The 17163-nt window shown below is 41.7% G+C and carries 13 protein-coding genes; all 13 read left to right on the plus strand.

The window, feature by feature from the left end:
- Positions 1-7 precede the first annotated feature (7 nt).
- The 13 genes from AC0MXB_RS17575 (at position 8) to AC0MXB_RS17635 (ending at position 17162) form a co-directional block, all read left to right on the plus strand.
- The gene (locus AC0MXB_RS17575; protein ID WP_474041026.1) at positions 8-1429 is read left to right on the plus strand and encodes an AMP-binding protein; all 1422 of its coding nucleotides are present in this window, start codon (positions 8-10) and stop codon (positions 1427-1429) included.
- Between the two features lie 111 nt (positions 1430-1540).
- The gene (locus AC0MXB_RS17580) at positions 1541-2968 is read left to right on the plus strand and encodes a sigma-54 interaction domain-containing protein (protein ID WP_474041027.1); all 1428 of its coding nucleotides are present in this window, start codon (positions 1541-1543) and stop codon (positions 2966-2968) included.
- A gap of 442 nt (positions 2969-3410) precedes the next feature.
- A complete protein-coding gene (locus tag AC0MXB_RS17585) occupies positions 3411-4526 on the plus strand; it encodes a 4-hydroxybutyrate dehydrogenase (RefSeq protein WP_474041028.1) in 1116 nt (371 codons plus the stop codon).
- Between the two features lie 12 nt (positions 4527-4538).
- Positions 4539-5903, plus strand: coding sequence for an aldehyde dehydrogenase family protein (locus AC0MXB_RS17590; protein WP_474041029.1), 1365 nt, complete (start codon positions 4539-4541; stop codon positions 5901-5903).
- Between the two features lie 403 nt (positions 5904-6306).
- Entirely contained in the window at positions 6307-8352 is a 2046-nt protein-coding gene (locus tag AC0MXB_RS17595; protein WP_474041030.1) for a methyl-accepting chemotaxis protein, read from the plus strand.
- A gap of 425 nt (positions 8353-8777) precedes the next feature.
- Positions 8778-9470 (plus strand): RraA family protein, encoded by a 693-nt coding sequence (locus tag AC0MXB_RS17600; protein ID WP_474041031.1) that lies wholly within the window; start codon positions 8778-8780, stop codon positions 9468-9470.
- 121 nt (positions 9471-9591) lie between these two features.
- Positions 9592-10446: a MurR/RpiR family transcriptional regulator gene (locus tag AC0MXB_RS17605; RefSeq protein ID WP_474041032.1), complete on the plus strand. Its 855-nt coding sequence runs from the start codon at positions 9592-9594 to the stop codon at positions 10444-10446.
- 269 nt (positions 10447-10715) lie between these two features.
- The gene (locus tag AC0MXB_RS17610; protein ID WP_474041033.1) at positions 10716-11951 is read left to right on the plus strand and encodes an MFS transporter; all 1236 of its coding nucleotides are present in this window, start codon (positions 10716-10718) and stop codon (positions 11949-11951) included.
- Positions 11952-11977: 26 nt separating this feature from the next.
- Positions 11978-13126 (plus strand): amidohydrolase family protein, encoded by a 1149-nt coding sequence (locus tag AC0MXB_RS17615; protein ID WP_474041034.1) that lies wholly within the window; start codon positions 11978-11980, stop codon positions 13124-13126.
- Between the two features lie 32 nt (positions 13127-13158).
- Positions 13159-14037, plus strand: coding sequence for an NAD(P)-binding domain-containing protein (locus AC0MXB_RS17620; protein WP_474041035.1), 879 nt, complete (start codon positions 13159-13161; stop codon positions 14035-14037).
- A gap of 97 nt (positions 14038-14134) precedes the next feature.
- Complete coding sequence (locus AC0MXB_RS17625) at positions 14135-15589, plus strand: SLC13 family permease (protein ID WP_474041036.1); 1455 nt, start codon at positions 14135-14137, stop codon at positions 15587-15589.
- A 34-nt stretch (positions 15590-15623) separates the two neighbouring features.
- A complete protein-coding gene (locus tag AC0MXB_RS17630; protein ID WP_474041037.1) occupies positions 15624-16181 on the plus strand; it encodes an HD domain-containing protein in 558 nt (185 codons plus the stop codon).
- 24 nt (positions 16182-16205) lie between these two features.
- Positions 16206-17162, plus strand: coding sequence for a 2-hydroxyacid dehydrogenase (locus AC0MXB_RS17635; protein ID WP_474041038.1), 957 nt, complete (start codon positions 16206-16208; stop codon positions 17160-17162).
- The last annotated feature ends 1 nt before the right edge of the window (position 17163 follow it).

Raw genomic sequence — 17163 nt, forward strand, 5'->3', positions numbered from 1 at the left:
ATAGACAATGCTGTTTTTTGAGAAAAATGAGGAATTTGCGAAGCGAAATGTATTAGTGGATGATCAGAATCAAGTTGTTACCTATCAGGATTGGTATGATTATGCGGACAGCTTACAACAAATCATACCGCCGCGCTCCTTAGTGTTTATTCTTTGCCGCAATACGATTGGCTCGGTTCTGTCTTATTTATGCTGTTTGCAAAATCGGATTGTGCCGCTGTTAATCAATGATGATATGAATGGGGAGCTTTTAGCTGATTTAATTGAGGTCTATAAACCCAACTATGTATTAAAGCCCCTTAACCATGACTTCGCCCTGCCTGACAATGAACTTGTTTACGATCTCTTTGATTATGGTGTTTATCCTTGTTATGCCGCTGAACCAGTCGAACTATTTCCTGAATTGGCGTTGCTGTTGACCACCTCAGGTAGTACGGGAAGCCCGAAATTAGTTCGGCAGAGCTACAAAAATATTCAAGCCAATGCCGCATCGATTGCCGCTTATTTAGAGCTTGATGCACAGCAGCGGCCGATCTCATCGCTGCCGATGTATTATACGTTTGGCTTGTCAGTCATTCATAGCCATCTTGTTTGCGGCGCCGCCATTTATGTAACAGAAGCAACGATTATGGATGCTGCTTTCTGGGAGTTTATGAAGGAAAAGAGCATTACTTCGTTGGCGGGAGTTCCCTTTACTTATGAATGTTTGCAGCGGCTGCGGTTTTTCACGCTGGATTTACCGGATCTAAAGCTAATGCTGCAAGCTGGCGGCAAGTTGTCGAAACGGCTTCACCAAGAATATGGCGAATTTGCTGTAAAAACAAATAAACGTCTTGTGGTAATGTATGGGCAGACGGAAGCTACAGCGCGCATGTCCTATCTGCCGCCGCGATACTGTCTGGAGAAAATCGGCAGTATCGGTGTTGCCATTCCCGGCGGGGTTTTTCGCATCATGGAAGATTCCCAGGCAGAAATTACTGAGCCTTTGGCTGTGGGTGAGCTTTGCTATGAAGGGGATAATGTGACACTTGGCTATGCCTGTTGCGCTGCTGATTTGCAAGCAGGCGATGAAAATCAGGGCAGGCTGTTTACTGGTGACATTGCCTATCGCGATGCCGATGGTTTTTACTATATTACGGGACGGAAGAAACGGTTTGTAAAAATGCAGGGGAAACGTGTCAATCTTGATGAAATCGAGCAAATCTTTAAAAATGAATATACGACTTATGATTTTGCCTGTATTGGTGAAGATGATGCTGTCACAATTTATACAACGGCGCCAGCAGCGGATTTGGCAGCACTGGCGGACTTTCTTACAGATAAGGTGAATCTTCACCCAGCCTTGTTCCAAATGGCTTCGATCGCAGCGATTCCGAAAAATTCTTCAGGAAAAACGCAATATACAGATTTACAACCAAGGAAAGACTGAACTTGTTTTAATTGTTTGGCAACGCTGAAAAAATGAGATAAAATGGAAGTGGAGCTGTTGTATTCTCTGTTATCGCAATAGCTTACGCTTGCTTATGAGAAGGTTTATCCCATGGCAAATAAAAAGTTACCCATATTTTCGACTGTTTCAGAAGCCGTAGAACGACTTGATGCGATTATTGAACATTCTTTTGATGGAATTTTTATTACCGATAAGAATGCCACGACCATCAAAGTAAATCAGGCTTATGAGGAAATTACGGGCTTAAAAAAATCCGATGTCCTAGGGCGCAATATGGCTGATCTTGTGCGGGAAAAAATGATTTCCGTATCAGGTTCGTTAATTGTTGTGGTTGATAAAAAACCGGTTACGTTAGAGCAGCATTTTAAAACAGGTAAACGCGCTTTAATTACCAGTTCACCGATTTTTGATAGGAACGGTGAGCTTGTTATGGTAGTTACAAATGTGCGAGATTTAACGGAAATCTATAACCTAAAGCGCGAAGTGGAAGAAAAGACGGAAACTATGAATAAGCTGCGTTTGGAATTGGAGCATATCAATGATTCCAATGATCCTGAGCTTATTGCGAAAGACGATGCGACCTTTAGTGCCGTACTGCTCGCGAATCGGGTGGCGCCCATGGATACGACAGTCATGCTGCTCGGTGAAACGGGCGTTGGCAAAGAAGTGATGGCTAAATATATTTATCGCCAGAGTCCTCGCGCTAAGCAGAGCTTTATTAAGGTAAATTGCGGCGCCATTCCGGAAAAGCTCATTGAGAGCGAACTGTTCGGCTATGAAAAAGGCGCCTTTACTGGTGCGAATAAAACCGGAAAAATGGGACTCTTTGAGCTGGCGGATCAGGGAACTTTATTTCTTGATGAGGTGGGCGAGCTGCCAAAAGAAATGCAAGTTAAGCTTTTGCGGGTCTTACAGGAGCAGGAAATTGTACGAGTCGGCGGGGTGAAACCGATTCAGGTGGATGTGCGTGTCATTGCGGCGACGAACCGGGATTTAGAAAAAATGGTGATCGACCAGACTTTTCGCGAGGATCTTTATTATCGCCTTAATGTATTTCCTATTTACATTCCGCCGCTGCGGGAAAGACCGAAAGACATTATGCCGCTTGCTAAATTTTTCTTAGATAAATTAAATCATAAATATAATCTGTCAAAGTATTTTTCGGCGATTTCGATCCAACTTCTCAATGAATATTCCTGGCCGGGCAATATTCGTGAGCTGAAAAATGTAATTGAACGCGCTACAATTATTAGCGCTGGCAATGAGATTAAGCCGGAGAATCTTCATATTCATCAGACCAAGGGAATTAATAGTTACACTGGGAGCAGCGCTGTAGCAAAAGTCTCGCTTGCCGCCACAACAGATTTAAAAGCAACGCTCGATAAATTAGAGTTTCAGTATCTTGAAAAGGCTTATCAAGAATATGGTAATGTTCGTGAAGCCGCGAAAAGTTTGAATATGACAGCCTCTACTTTTGTGCGGAAACGGCAAAGATATTTAGACCAGCAAGAAGAGTAACCGATGAGAAGTAAAGCTTAGGAAATGTTGTTTGGTGTATTATATAAACTTCTTTTAAAAGCTGTAGAGATAGAATCTACACTTTTAAAAGAAGTTTTTTTATTGTGTTAGTACGGTAGCAACGATCTGTTGTATTTTTGTGAGAAAAATTAGAATTTTAATAAAAGCGTGTAAATCGTAGCTAATCATTGAATTTTCATGAAAAGAAGCGAGAATAGAAGCTAATCAAAACCTAGAAGGTTTTACTAAGCTATTAAGCTTAGTTTATATTATTTGTGTAATATTTATTACAAAAATATAAAAAAGAAAAAAATATACCTAACCGAAATCGGGTTTAGGCAAGACTATATGCAGGTGAAAAGAAAGGAGATGAAAAGATTTCGGTCTTACAGTGAAAGTAGTATGTGAGGGGGTAACCATATGAAAAGCGAGGATGAGAGCTATGGTGCCTTTTAAAATTGCGCCTCAAATTGCAACATGTAAAGATTTTCGGGAGTTTGCTGCATCATTTCAACTGGATGCCAGTGATTTAGTGATTACAAATGAATTTTTGTATACAGATCATATGGCGACATTGAATCTGAAGTGCAGCTTTCTATTTCAAGAAAGGTTTGGCAGCGGCGAACCGTCTAATGTGATGATGGATGAAATTTGGCGCGTGGCTCGGACGAAGGAGTTTGACCGTGTTATTGCCGTTGGCGGCGGCACTGTTATTGATATAGCAAAACTATTAGTTCTGGGCGGCACGGGGAAAACGGTTGATTATTTCGAACGTCGTATTCCGTTGCAGAAAGAAAAAGCGCTTATTATTGTGCCGACAACCTGTGGTACTGGTAGTGAAGTGACTAATATTACGATTATGGAAATCAAGGAACAACATACGAAAAAAGGTCTAGCTGACGATGTGCTTTATGCCGATGCTGCGGTTCTCATTCCTGATTTGCTAGCAACCTTGCCTTATCAAGTTTTTGCTACCAGTTCTGTTGATGCGCTTGTCCATGCAGTGGAATCTTATATTTCACCAAAGGCAACGGAATTTACTAAACTTTTTAGCGCTAAGGCCATTGAATTAATTTTGACTGGTTATAAGCAAGTCCGTGATACCAATAAAGCTCCTAGCGGTAAGCTAATGAAAGATTTTCTTATCGCAAGCAATTATGCTGGAATTGCCTTTGCGAATGCTGGCGTCGGTGCCGTACATGCCATGGCTTATCCGTTAGGCGCGACCTATCATGTTCCTCACGGGGAAGCCAATCAACTCATGTTTATTGCTGTTTTTAAAGAATATAAGAAACTAGCGCCACAGGGCAAGATTGTAGAGCTTGAAGACCAGTTGGCCCAGTTGCTCGGCGTCGAAGTAGAATGCGTATGGGCTGAGCTGGAAGCTTTATTAGAGAAGATCATACCACGAAAATCATTGCGGGAATATGGCATGAAAGAAGGCGAGATCGAAGGTTTTTCCGATAGTGTATTAGCAAACCAACAGAGATTGCTGGCAAATAACTACATAGCACTTGATCGAAAAAATCTGATTGCGATTTACACGCAACTGTATTAATAGGGGGATTATATGAACGCAGTGACAATTAATGATATGCTTGAAAAAGCTCGGATGGCGCAGCAAGCTATTGCTGGATATACGCAAGAGCAAGTCGATGAACTAGTCAGAGTGATTGGCAAGGTAGTTTATGATAATGCTGAAATGTTAGCAAAAGAAGCCGTTGAAGAAACCCGCATGGGTGTTTATGAAGATAAAGTTGCCAAAGCGAGAGGAAAATCAAGAACAATTTGGCACAGCTTGAAAGGGAAAAAATCGGTTGATATTATCAAAGCAGAGCCCGATAAAGGCTTGATCTATGTGGCAAAACCGAAAGGCGTTATTGGCGCGATTACGCCTACGACAAATCCTGTAGTTACTCCCATGTGTAATGCTATGTTTGCTTTAAAAGGTCGCAATGCAATTGTTATTGCTCCGCATCCTCGCTCTAAACGATGTTCAACGCATACCGTAGAGTTAATGAATGCAGAACTGAAAAAATTAGGGGCGCCTGATTATTTGATTCAAGTTATTACGGAGCCTACTATGGAATTGACGCAGGAATTAATGCAGAAAGTTGATGTTGTCGTAGCCACAGGCGGCATGGGGCTTGTAAAGGCTGCCTATTCTAGCGGGAAACCTTCTTATGGGGTCGGTGCTGGCAATGTACAGGTCATTGTTGATCGAAACTACGACTTTGACCAAGCAGCTAAAGATATTATTGCTGGTCGCAAATTTGATAACGGCATTATTTGTTCTGGTGAGCAGTCCATTATTGCTCCAGCCGAACAACATACAGAAATTATGGCTGCTTTTGAAAGAAACGGCGCTTACTATGTGTCAGATGAAGCAATGATAGCGAAATTCCGCAAGGTTTTATTTATTGATGGCGCAATGAATAGCAGCGTTGTTGGTCAATCTGTAGCGTTTATTGCTAAATTGGCTGATGTTTCAATTCCGCCGGAGACGAAGGTTATTATTCTAAAAGCACAAGGGAAGGGACAGACTGATATTCTTTGCAAAGAAAAAATGTGTCCTATCTTGATTACTTTGACTTATGATTCTTTCGAGGAAGCGATTGATATTGCTAAGACGAATCTATTTTATGAAGGCGCTGGTCATACAGCGGCAATTCACTCCAATAATACGACTCATGTTACTGCTGTAGGCGAGGCGCTGCCAGTTAGTCGTCTTGTTGTGAATCAACCTTCTTCTACTGGTGCAGGCGGCAGTTTCTATAACGGTTTTTCCCCAACGACAACGCTAGGCTGTGGATCGTGGGGAATGAACTCCATCTCGGAAAACCTCAATTATGAACATCTAATTAATATATCTCGAATCGGCTATTTTAATAAAGACGCTAACGTTCCGACTGATGAGGAAATTTGGCAAGGGTAAATGATACATTTAAGTTTTACGTCTGCTGCATAGTGATTTTCATTATGCAGTAGATTTTTTTGCAATTAGGAAGGAAAGTTTTTTGTTGAAGAGAAGAAGTATTTATTTTTATTTTAGAAAATATGAAATCTTTACAAAATTTAAACGGGTGATTATACTTAAGGTAATAAAAATTACTTTTGTTTTAAAAAGAAATACATGTAACTATCAGGAGTGCCTACAAAGTTGGCACAAGAGTTAAAACAGAGCGTGAATCAATTTCATATATAATTGATACAAGAGCATCTGTATTTGTTATAAGAAAGAGGTTTGTGAGAAAAATGATGGAATATGTCAAAATATAAACCGTAAATCTAGAAACGTTTTATAATAAGACCTATTTTGCGAACGGAGGAGGGCGTATATGAAAAATAAGTTAGTGAATCGATTGCAATTTAGACTAGTCGCTGTAATTTGTGTCATTTTACTTATTGCCTTGTCGGCTGTTTCCCTGGTAATTTATGAGAAGACGAAGAAAACCATTTTAAAGAATGTATCGGAAACCCAGCAGGCTGTTGCGTCAGATTATGCACGGGATATCGAGTCTGAATTCAATCTCTTATCAAGCTATGCCTATAGTATTGCTACATCAGAGCAACTAGTCAGTACAACCGATAAAAATCAAATTCGAGAAATCTTGAGAAAAGAATATAAACGATTTCCCATGTTTAGTGCATTATGGTATTTTGATATGAATGGAACCTCAATTGATACAACAGGTCTGGAAACACAAAGTGGCGACAGGGATTATTTCAAGATAGTAAAACAAAATCAAAAGCCCTACGTTTCCAACCCTTATATTTCTAAAATTACGGGTAAGTATACGGTAGCAGTAGTCTATCCTGTTTTTCGAAATGGCAAGCTTGACGGCATGATTAATGCAGTTTATCCCATAGAAAAAATTCTCGATAAGGTTCAACAAGCTAAGTTTGGTAAGACTGGTTATGCTATTTTAGGCGGCAGTGATGGACTGGTTGTTGTTCATGGAAAATACAGTGAGACGACAGGCAAGCTCAATTTACTGAGTCAGAGTATCTCGCCTGATTTAAAGCTATCGCAAAAAAGCCTAGCTGAAAATTTTGTAAATAGTGCCAAAGCGGCTTTAGAAGGGAAAACTAGCCAAATTTTCTATAAGAGTGGCGATGATAGTGAGCGGTATGCAGTTGTACGTCCTGTTATATTAGGTGAAATGCAACATTGGATATTGATGATTACTACGGATACCAGTGAGGTTTATGAAGATTCTAGAGAAATTTTGCGATGGGTTCTCCTAATCACTTTGTGCGGGCTATTGATCTCAGGGGTCATTGTTTATGTGTACGGCAGAAAGTTTGTTAATCCAATCGTGACGATGAATCAGGAAATGGCCGTTGTGGCGCAAGGAGATTTGAACAAGTCTGATCGCATTAGCAAACGAAGTGATGAGCTCGGGCAAATGGCAGATAGCTTCCACGTAATGAAAAAAGCGTTAATTGGTATTGTGGAAAATGTCCAAGATAAATCACATCAGGTTGCGGCAGCATCAGAAGAGCTTACGGCCAGTGCTGAGCAGTCGGCTTTGGCGGCAAATCAAGTATCGGGATCAATTACACAAATGGCGGAAGGTACTGAGACGCAGAGCCATGCTGCCAAGGAAACGATGGTTATTATTGAACAAATGTCAAAAAGTATCGGGCAAGTGGCTGAGGCAGTAAGGTTGCTATCTGAGCAATCGATAAAAGCGACGGAAACGGCGCAAGAAGGTGGTAATTCTGTTGAAAAAGCTGTAACGCAGATGCTGGATTTAGAACGAACAGTTAGCAACTCAGCGAATGTTGTAGCACAGCTTGGTGAACAATCCAAAGAAATTGGGCAGATTGTCGATACTATTTCGGGAATTGCCGGGCAAACGAATCTTTTGGCGCTGAATGCCGCCATTGAAGCGGCAAGAGCCGGCGAACAAGGCAGAGGTTTTGCTGTAGTGGCAGAGGAAGTCCGCAAGCTGGCAGAGCAGTCTGAAATTGCAGCAAAACAAATTTCAATGTTGATCAATCAGACACAAGTGGAGACGGATAAAGCAGTTACAGCGATGAACAACGGGACAAGGGAAGTCAAGGCAGGCGCTGAAATTGTCAATATAGCTGGCCAGGCTTTCAACGAAATCGTTTCATTGGTAGCAAGTTTAGCAGATCAGACTAAGGAGATATCGAAGTCTATTCAGCAATTAGCCAGTGATCGAGAAAAGATTGTTACAGCAGCACAACAAATTGATCAATTAACGTCGTTAGCAAGCAATGAAGCGCAGAGTGTTTCTGCAGCGATGGAAGAACAGTCTGCTTCGATGGCAGAAATTACAACAGCCAGCCAAAACCTTGCTAGATTAGCACATGACTTAGAATTTGCTGTTAATCAATTTACAATCAAAAATTAATAGAGGCAGTGAAGTGGGATTATTTACAGTAGATAACCGTATCAAAAGAGATTTTGATACGGTTTCTTGCTGTTTTAAGGGACAAAAAATTTTTGGCATAAGTAAGAACAATTTATTGCTGTTTTGCGAGAAAAATTAGAATTTTAATAAAAATGCAAAATAGCTAGAAAAATATTAAATTTTTAAGAAAATCAACGAAAATAGAAGCTAATCAATTGACAGCCGGTTTTACTAAGCGAATAATTTGGAGTTATATTATGAATGTAATATTTTTTACAAAATAATATAGATGAAAAAAATACAACAAAATATAAATATTATAGTTAGAAAGACAGGCTTGATTTATCCTTCAACTACGAAGCATGGCGAAAAGCAGGGAGATCAGGGTTGTTTTACAATAAAAACAATGAGAAGAGGGAATCGTTATGTCGAATTCAGGTTGCAGAATTTTTTTGAAAGTGAACCGCCCCAATAAAGACTTAGTAGAAAGCTTTAAAGGATTACCAGTAGCTAATATTGCTGATGAAATGAACCGTTTTTTCTGTATGGACGCCCGTGTAAAGCCTTTTAATGATAAACCCTTGTTAGGAACTGCTTTCACTGTAAAAACGAGAATTGGCGATAATCTGCTTCTTCACAAAGCGCTGGAATTAGCGCAGCCTGGCGATGTTATCGTTGTTGATGCACAAGGCGATATTGCGAATGCCATTACTGGCGAAATTATGATGACGCAAGCGGCCGTTAATGGTTTTGCCGGTGTCGTTATTGATGGAGCGATTCGTGACTGTGAAGCTATGAAAGAACTCGATATGCCTGTGTATGCTGCTGGTGTACAGCCCAAAGGCCCTTATAAAGACGGCCCTGGTGAAATTAACGTGCCGGTTAGCTGCGGCGGTGTTGTCGTAAATCCTGGCGATATTCTGGTCGGCGATGCTGACGGTATTGTTGTTATCAGCCCAAGCGACGCTCCTGTAGTTTTGGAAAAAGCGAAAGCAAAATTAGCGAAGGAACAGGCGATTATCAAAGGAATTAAAGACCGTGTTCCCCGCGATAAATCCTGGGTTGACAAGAGCTTGGAAAGAGTTGGCTGCGAAATAATTGATGATGTCTATAAATAAATAATTGCTCAGGACTGCCAGGGAAGTTATTTTCCTTGACAGTCCTTTTTTGATTTTACAAAGTCCCTGGTAATGCGTATAATATGGACAGATAGTTATGGACGAACGGGGGCAATTTGCGTTGAATAGAACGGTGCTTCAAATGGTGGAAGAACAAATGGATACCTTTACTGCGGCACAACGAAAAGTGGCTGATTATATCCTGAAAAATCCTACCGAGGTTGCTTTTTTAACAGTAGAGCAACTGGCAGGATTAACGAAAGTCAGTGTAGCTACGATTATGCGATTGACTTATTCACTGAATTATACAGGCTATACGCAGTTTCAAAAGGATCTGCAGGAACTATTGCGTAACCGCTTAGCGCCATCGCAACGGTTAGAACTTAATATTGAAAAAGTGAGCGACAATAAGGCGCTTATGGCCTGTGCCGAAATGCAGACGAATAATATTACTAAAACAATCGAGTTTTTGTCCGATGACATTATTAATAAGGTACTGGGGCTTATTGAATCAGCCAAACAAATTTATGTGATTGGCCTGCGGGGAAGTTTTCCCATGGCGAATTATTTAAGCAACGGGTTCATTCGTCTAGGTTTGACTTGTGAACAACTTATTCCGGAATCCGTACGAATGCAAAATTTAATAACGAATTTAGATTCGAATGATTTGTTGATTGCCATTAGTTTGCCGCGGTATGCGAAACATACTTTGGATGTGTGCAAAGCGGCGAAACATAAAGAGGCTAAGCTTATCGCGATTACCGATGGTTATTCGTCACCGCTGACGATGATTGCCGATGTTTTTTTACCTTGTGCCTACGAAAGCCTGTCTTTTCAAACTTCACACATTGGCGTGATGTTTTTAGCGGAGTTTCTTATTACGGAAATGGGGATTCGCCGAGCCCAAGAAGCAAAGGTGAGGTTGAAGGCTGTTGAAGAAGTGATGCCTGTTTTAAGCTCTAATGTTTTAGAGTAAGTAAAATGATTGTTGTTAAATAAGAGAAGTAGAAGATTCTCGCAAAGTCTTAATGGCTTTACGAGAATCTTTTTTTGTTTAATAATTTGTACAAAAAATAGAATAAACACAACTTAATACATTATTTTAATTTGTCTTTACAATTTAGAAAAAACAAAGTATACTTAAAAATGTAATAAAAATTTCTTTTTTAAAATATAGGAATAAAAATTTATTACAAAAATCCCATAAGTATTTCGAAGAATTAGAAAAAGTAGGAGGGGGAAAGGATGCATTCAGCGTCTTATCGCATTAAGTTAGTTTTTTTACTTTTTTCCGTTATGTTTATTATGGGTATCGCTCGCAGCGGGATTGGTATTGCAGCTCCTGTAATTATTAAGGAGTTCCATCTAGATGCCAGTGCTATGGGGGTCATTTTATCAGCGTTTTTTTGGACTTATACGATATTTAATTTGCCTGCAGGCTCATTGGCCGATAAATTCGGCTCCAAAATGGTACTAGGCTGGGCTGTGGCGATTTGGTCATTATCAGCGGCAGCTGTTGGTGTTGTTGGCAGTGTAATCGGCATTATCGTAACTCGCTTAGGTGTTGGTATTGGTGAAGCAGCAGTATTTCCTGTTACGACTAAGGTTGTTGCCGATAACTTTTCCTCTAGTGAACGCGGCACTGTAATTGGCTGGTATCAATCAGGCGCACGACTTGGCTATGCAGCAGCGCCAATTATTATGGGCTTTCTGATTGCGAAGTATGATTGGGAAATGGCCTTTGTTATCAGCGGTCTGGGAAGTTTAGTTTGGTGTGTGATTTGGTATGTTTGGTTTAAAGAAGATAAAGCAGCTGTTGCGCAAGAAAAACAGCGGGTTAAAGAAGCGACTCCGTGGCTAAAGATGTTAACGAATCGCTGCACGTTAGGTCTGTTTATCGCAAAGTTCTGTGGCGATTATCTGTACTATATGTTTTTAACCTGGGTACCCTCCTATCTCGTAATGGAACGAGGTTTTTCGATTATTAAGATGGGCTTCTATGCCTCATTACCCTTTGTTGTTGCATTTATTACACAGCCTATTACTGGATATCTGTCAGATTGGCTTATTAAAAGAGGCGTGAGTGTTACCAAGGCAAGAAAAGGCGTGCTCGTAGGCGCGCAGCTGGCAGCTTCGTCGATTATGCTAGTTGGGTTTATCGATGATCCGATCGCTGCGATTGGCATTCTGGCGATTAATATTGCCGCCGCTTCTACGGTAGGCGGTATGATGTTCACTTTGGCGTCGGAAGTAGCGCCTGCGGGGATGACCGGAACTTTGACAGGCAGCATTAATACCGTAGGGGCTATGGCGGGGATCTTGGCGCCTACTTTGACTGGAATCATCGTCCAAATTACCGGAACATTCCAACTTGCCTTAATTTTTAGCGGTGTTTTACTCGTGATTGCCGCTTGTTCCATTTTGTTTATTGTGCCTGATGTGAAGGCCATGGATTTGAGTAAGGCAGAAACGAATAGCTAAACAGTAAATAAGGGGGGAGAAAGAAGATGGCTATTAAAGGTGACTTATTGATTCGCGGCGGACTGATCGTTGACCCCAGTCGCAATATGGAGGCGAAGGGCGATGTACTCATACGGAATGGGAAGATCATTGATATTCCTAATGATGTCATAGCTGAAGCTGACAAGGTGCTTGATGCCACAGATTCCCTGGTGTTTCCTGGTCTGATCGATTATCATGCCCATGTATTTGCTGGTGGAACCAATATTGGATTTTCTGCGGATACTTCACTATTGCCGCAAGGTGTTACTTGCGTCGTGGATCAGGGCAGCGCGGGTTGTGCTAATTATGATGTTTTTCATCGGCAGGTTGTGCAGGCAAATACTATGAAAATATTTTCAAACCTGCATGTGGCGCCGACGGGACTGACTTCACTGCCCTTTCATTTAGAAAATTCTAATCCCGCTCATTATAACTTAGCAGCGGTCGCCAGAATTTGGGAGCAGTATCGCGGACGTTTAGTTGGGCTGAAGATTCGTCAAAGTCAGGAGATTGTTGGCGAACTTGGACTAAAACCACTGGTGGCTACGATTGAACTAGCTGAAAAGCTTGGCTGTCCGGTTACGGTTCATACTACGAACCCGCCGGGAGACATTGAAGAGCTAGCGGGGCTTTTGCGTCAAGGTGATATCTTTACTCATGTGTATCAGGGAAAGAACAGCTATATTCTTGACGAAAACAATAAAATTCGTCCAGGAATTCAGGCAGCGCGTAATCGTGGCGTTGTTTTTGATACAGCTGACGGTCGCGGCCACTATTTGTTCTCGGTTATTAAGGGTGCCTTTGCTGAAAAATTTATGCCTGACATTCTTAGTACCGATGTGGTGAAAGGCAGTTTATTTGATCAGGCTGTATTTGGTTTGCCTGTTATTTTAGCAAAGTATTTGGCGTTACGAATGTCTTTAGTTGAAGTGATTCGAGCTTGTACAGAAATTCCCGCGAAATTTTTGGGACAGCAGGGAAAAATCGGGACACTGGCGCCAGGCGCTTGCGCTGATGTTGCTATTTTTAAACTGAAAGATATGCCACTTCATCTTCAGGATATCAGTGGTGAAGTTTTGAAGTGCGGCAAACGCTTTGTGCCGCAGGCGACTATTCTAGATGGCAAAGTAGTATACCGTAGTTTAGAGTTTTAATTTAATATAAAAAACTTTTAGGAGGCTATGACATGAAATTAGGATTTGTCGGATTTGGTGAAGTTGGGTTTGAAATGTCGGTAGGTTTTAAAGCAGCAGGATTAGAAGATATTACGGTATTTGACGTAATGCAGGATAATGAAGTTTATGGACCGTTAGTCAATGAGCGTATTCAAAAATCAGGCGTTGCTAAGGCCAATTCAGCGCAAGAAGTTTTTGCGGCAGCTGACGTTGTGATTGTAGCTGTACCAGGTGCAAAAGCCTTGGAAACAGCGCAGAACTTAATTCCTTATGTTAAGAAAGATACTTTATATATTGACGTTTCGGCTTCTTCGCCTGTTACGAAGAAAGGGATTTGGGAGCTGCTTAAAGATACGGGCGCTTCTTTTGTTGATGGCGCTATGTTGGGATCGCTGCCGCTATATAAACAAAAAGTACCTACGCTGATTAGTGGTAACGGCTGCGACTTATGCTTAAAGCTTATGACTCCCTTTGGCATGGATCTAGAAAAAGTCAGTGAAGTTCCTGGCGATGCTACAGCGATTAAATTTATTCGCAGTATTTTCATGAAGGGTTTGCCAGCTTTATTAGTTGAAGTGTTAGAAGCAGCTTCTTTAATGAAAGTCGATCAGCTTGTTCTTAAATCTTTAGCAGGAACCATGAATGCCTGCTCTTTTGAAGAAACTTTGAATCGTCTAGTAACAGGCAGCGCCATTCATGCGGAAAGAAGGGCGCATGAAGTAAAAGATGTGATTACTATGCTGGAAAGCATTGATGTAGAGCCGACCATGACGAAAGCTGCCTATGAACGACTTTCCTGGCTGGCATCCTTTAAAATGAAAGAAAAATTCGGTGGCAAAACCCCTGATAGCTGGCAGAAAATCGCGGCAGCCTGGGAAGAAACGAAATAGTAACCGGATTATATAGTTACTCAGTTGTCAGCGATTAGTTGGAGTTAACGCTCCGGCTGATGGCGGTATAATCTATTTGATCGTAGGGGGAGAAAGCGTGGTAAGCCAAAAAGACAATAACTTTTCACTCGATTTATGGCGTAAGCGGATCGGATTGCCTTTGACAGTAGTTGCTTTTATCGCAATTTTGCTAATGCCCACTCCTGAAGGCTTAACAGTGGCCGGACAAAGAGCACTGGCACTTCTTGCCGCTCTCGTCATTTTGTATTTAACAGAGCCTGTGGAACTGGTCATTGTAAGCATTATGGTGATTCCCGCAGCTGTTTTTCTTGGTCTAGCAAATACCAAAGGTGTTTTAGAAAGCTTTGCTACATCGCCTATTTTTTTATTGATTGGTGCTACGATGATGGCTGCGGCCATGGAAAAGACGCGTTTAGCCGAAAGATTTACCTATTGGCTGCTTTCAAAAATTGGCTGCTCCACTCGGAATATTACAATCGGCGTTACTTTGGCCAATGTATTTCTGGCCTTCATGGTACCGTCAACAACGGCGCGAACGGCTATTTTGCTGCCGATTTGCTTAAGTATTATCAAATTATATCGCCAAGAAAATGGTTTGCCGGAAAAAGGCAGGTCGACATTCGCTGTCGGTTTGCTGTTAACGCTGGCCTTTACAAACTCTACGATGTCGGCCGGGATTTTAACGGCTACAGTGCCTAACCCGCTGACAATTGACTTTATTTACCGCGCTAGCGGCGTACTCGTTTCTTATCTTGATTGGTTGATTTATGGTTTCCCGCCCGCTATTCTTATGACAGCGTTTACTTGGTGGTTTTTGCGCAGAGTCTTTCGTCCGGAACACGAAGAGATTCCCGGCGGAACAGAATTTATAAAATCACAGCTTGCGGCTATGGGAAGCATTTCTGCGGCCGAATGGCGGACACTCTTTGTTTTTGTTTTTGTGGTAGCCTTATGGGCGACTGGCGACATTACGAAGCTTGATACGACGGTCGCTTGTTTCCTTGGTGTAAGCTTATTATTTTTACCGCGTTTTGGCGTGATTAATTGGAAAGATACGAACCGCGATTCAGCCTATCATATCTTGATTTTGAGCGGCGGCGCTTTGGCTGTTGGGGATTTTTTAATGAAATCTGGCGGTGCCAAATGGCTGTCAATGAAAGTGTTTGATTCGCTGGGCTTAGTCGGAGCCTCGGTTCCAGTCGTTCTTCTTGTCGTTTTATTGATTGTGCAGTTTGCCCGTATTGGATTTATGGGAACAACGGGATTAACGGTTTTGCTTATGCCGATCGTCGTTGCTCTGGCGATCACAGCGAAAATGCCGGTTGTTGAATTGGCGTTGCCTGCTGGCATGTTAATTGGCGGGTTCCCTTTTTTGATGTTTTATAATACGCTTTCTAATATCCTCGTATTTGGCACAGGGGAAGTTTCCGTTTCCGATTTCCCCAAAACAGGCTTTATTCTATGCTTTGTTGGCGTGATTTTATATGTAGTTTGCGCTTTAACTTACTGGCATTGGCTAGGTATGGCTTAATTTATTAAAATCTTCTAAGTAGGATGGCGATATCATGAAAGAAGAATTGCTTCGTTTGTTTCCAGAAATTCTTTGGATTAAAGCTGAGGGATTACGTGAAGCTGTGATCAATACACACTTAGATGCACTGCAAGAAGGCGGCTGGGCAGTAGCTGATTTGCAGCGGATGCCATTTGCAAAATCCTTTCCCAATTGTCCGGTGTCTTATTTAAGTCATATGCGGGCCGTTACGCGGATGTGTGATTCGATCTGCAAGGAATACAACGCGGCTTATCAGGGGCAGGGAGATTTTGTTTTAAATTATGATGTTCTGTTAGCTGGCGCGATTTTACATGATATTGGCAAGCTCTTGGAATGGACCGAAGTAAGTCAGGGGAAGTTTGAAAAGTCCGAAAAGGGTAGATATTTGCGTCACCCCTTGTCTGGGATGGCCATTGCCTTACGCAACGGTATTTCTTATGAAATTGCTCATATTATTGCATATCATGCTCATGAAGGAAACGGTGTGAATCGCAGTCCTGAAGCGGTAATTGTAGCCCAGGTAGATCAGATGAACTTTGATAGTATTCGTTCTTTTTTAGGATATTTATAAAATTAGTAGAATGAGGCGATCTGTATGGAAACTGTTGTTTTAGCTGGTACTTATGATGAAGCGATAAAAGATTTGATTAAAGCAAAACTGCCGACAAATTTTATCGTTAAGGAAATTACTAAACAGGAAGAGCTTTCTTCGGTAGCTGATGCGAATTATGTTATTTTGCGGATTTTGTCTATGGACGAAACGGTCATTCAAAGTATGCCTCATTTAAAGCTGATTCAGCGTTGGGGCGTCGGCTACGACAAAGTCGATGTAAAAACTGCTAAGAAAAACGATGTTGTAGTGGCAATTACACCAGGAATGAACGCTGATTCTGTATCGGAAATGGCTGTTTTGTTGATGCTCGCTGTATATCGCAAGCTCATTGTATTGCATAACAATGTTGTTTCGGGCGGTTGGCAGCAACCTGGCATTGCCAGTGAATCTTTTACGATTGCGAATAAGGTTGTGGGATTAGTCGGTATTGGCAATATTGGTAAACGAGTAGCTGTGAAAGTACAGGCCTTTGGAGCGCGCGTTCAATACTATGATCAATATCGTCTCAGTGAAGCGCAGGAACATGAGCTAGGCCTGCAATATGTGGAACTGGAAGAATTACTCAAGACATCCGATATTGTGAGCCTTCATGTTCCGCTGCTTGAATCAACACGCCATTTGATTCGTCAGGAGACGTTGTCACTGATGAAACCTACGGCCATTCTGGTTAATACGGCTCGCGGCGCCATTGTAAAGGAAGAAGATCTTTATGCCGCTCTGGCAAGTAAACGGCTTTTAGGGGCTGGCTTGGATTGTTTTGAAGTAGAGCCACCCTCGCCTGAAAATAAGTTGTTTACTCTGGAAAATGTGATTGCCAGCCCTCACATGGGTGGCAGCACGATTGATATTAGCCGGAATATGGCGGAAAAGTGTGTTGATAATATTGTAAGGATTTGTAAGGGCGAGCCGCTTAGTGAAGCCGATGTTGTTAAAGTCTAGT

This window comes from Pelorhabdus sp. sgz311001 (assembly GCF_055901755.1).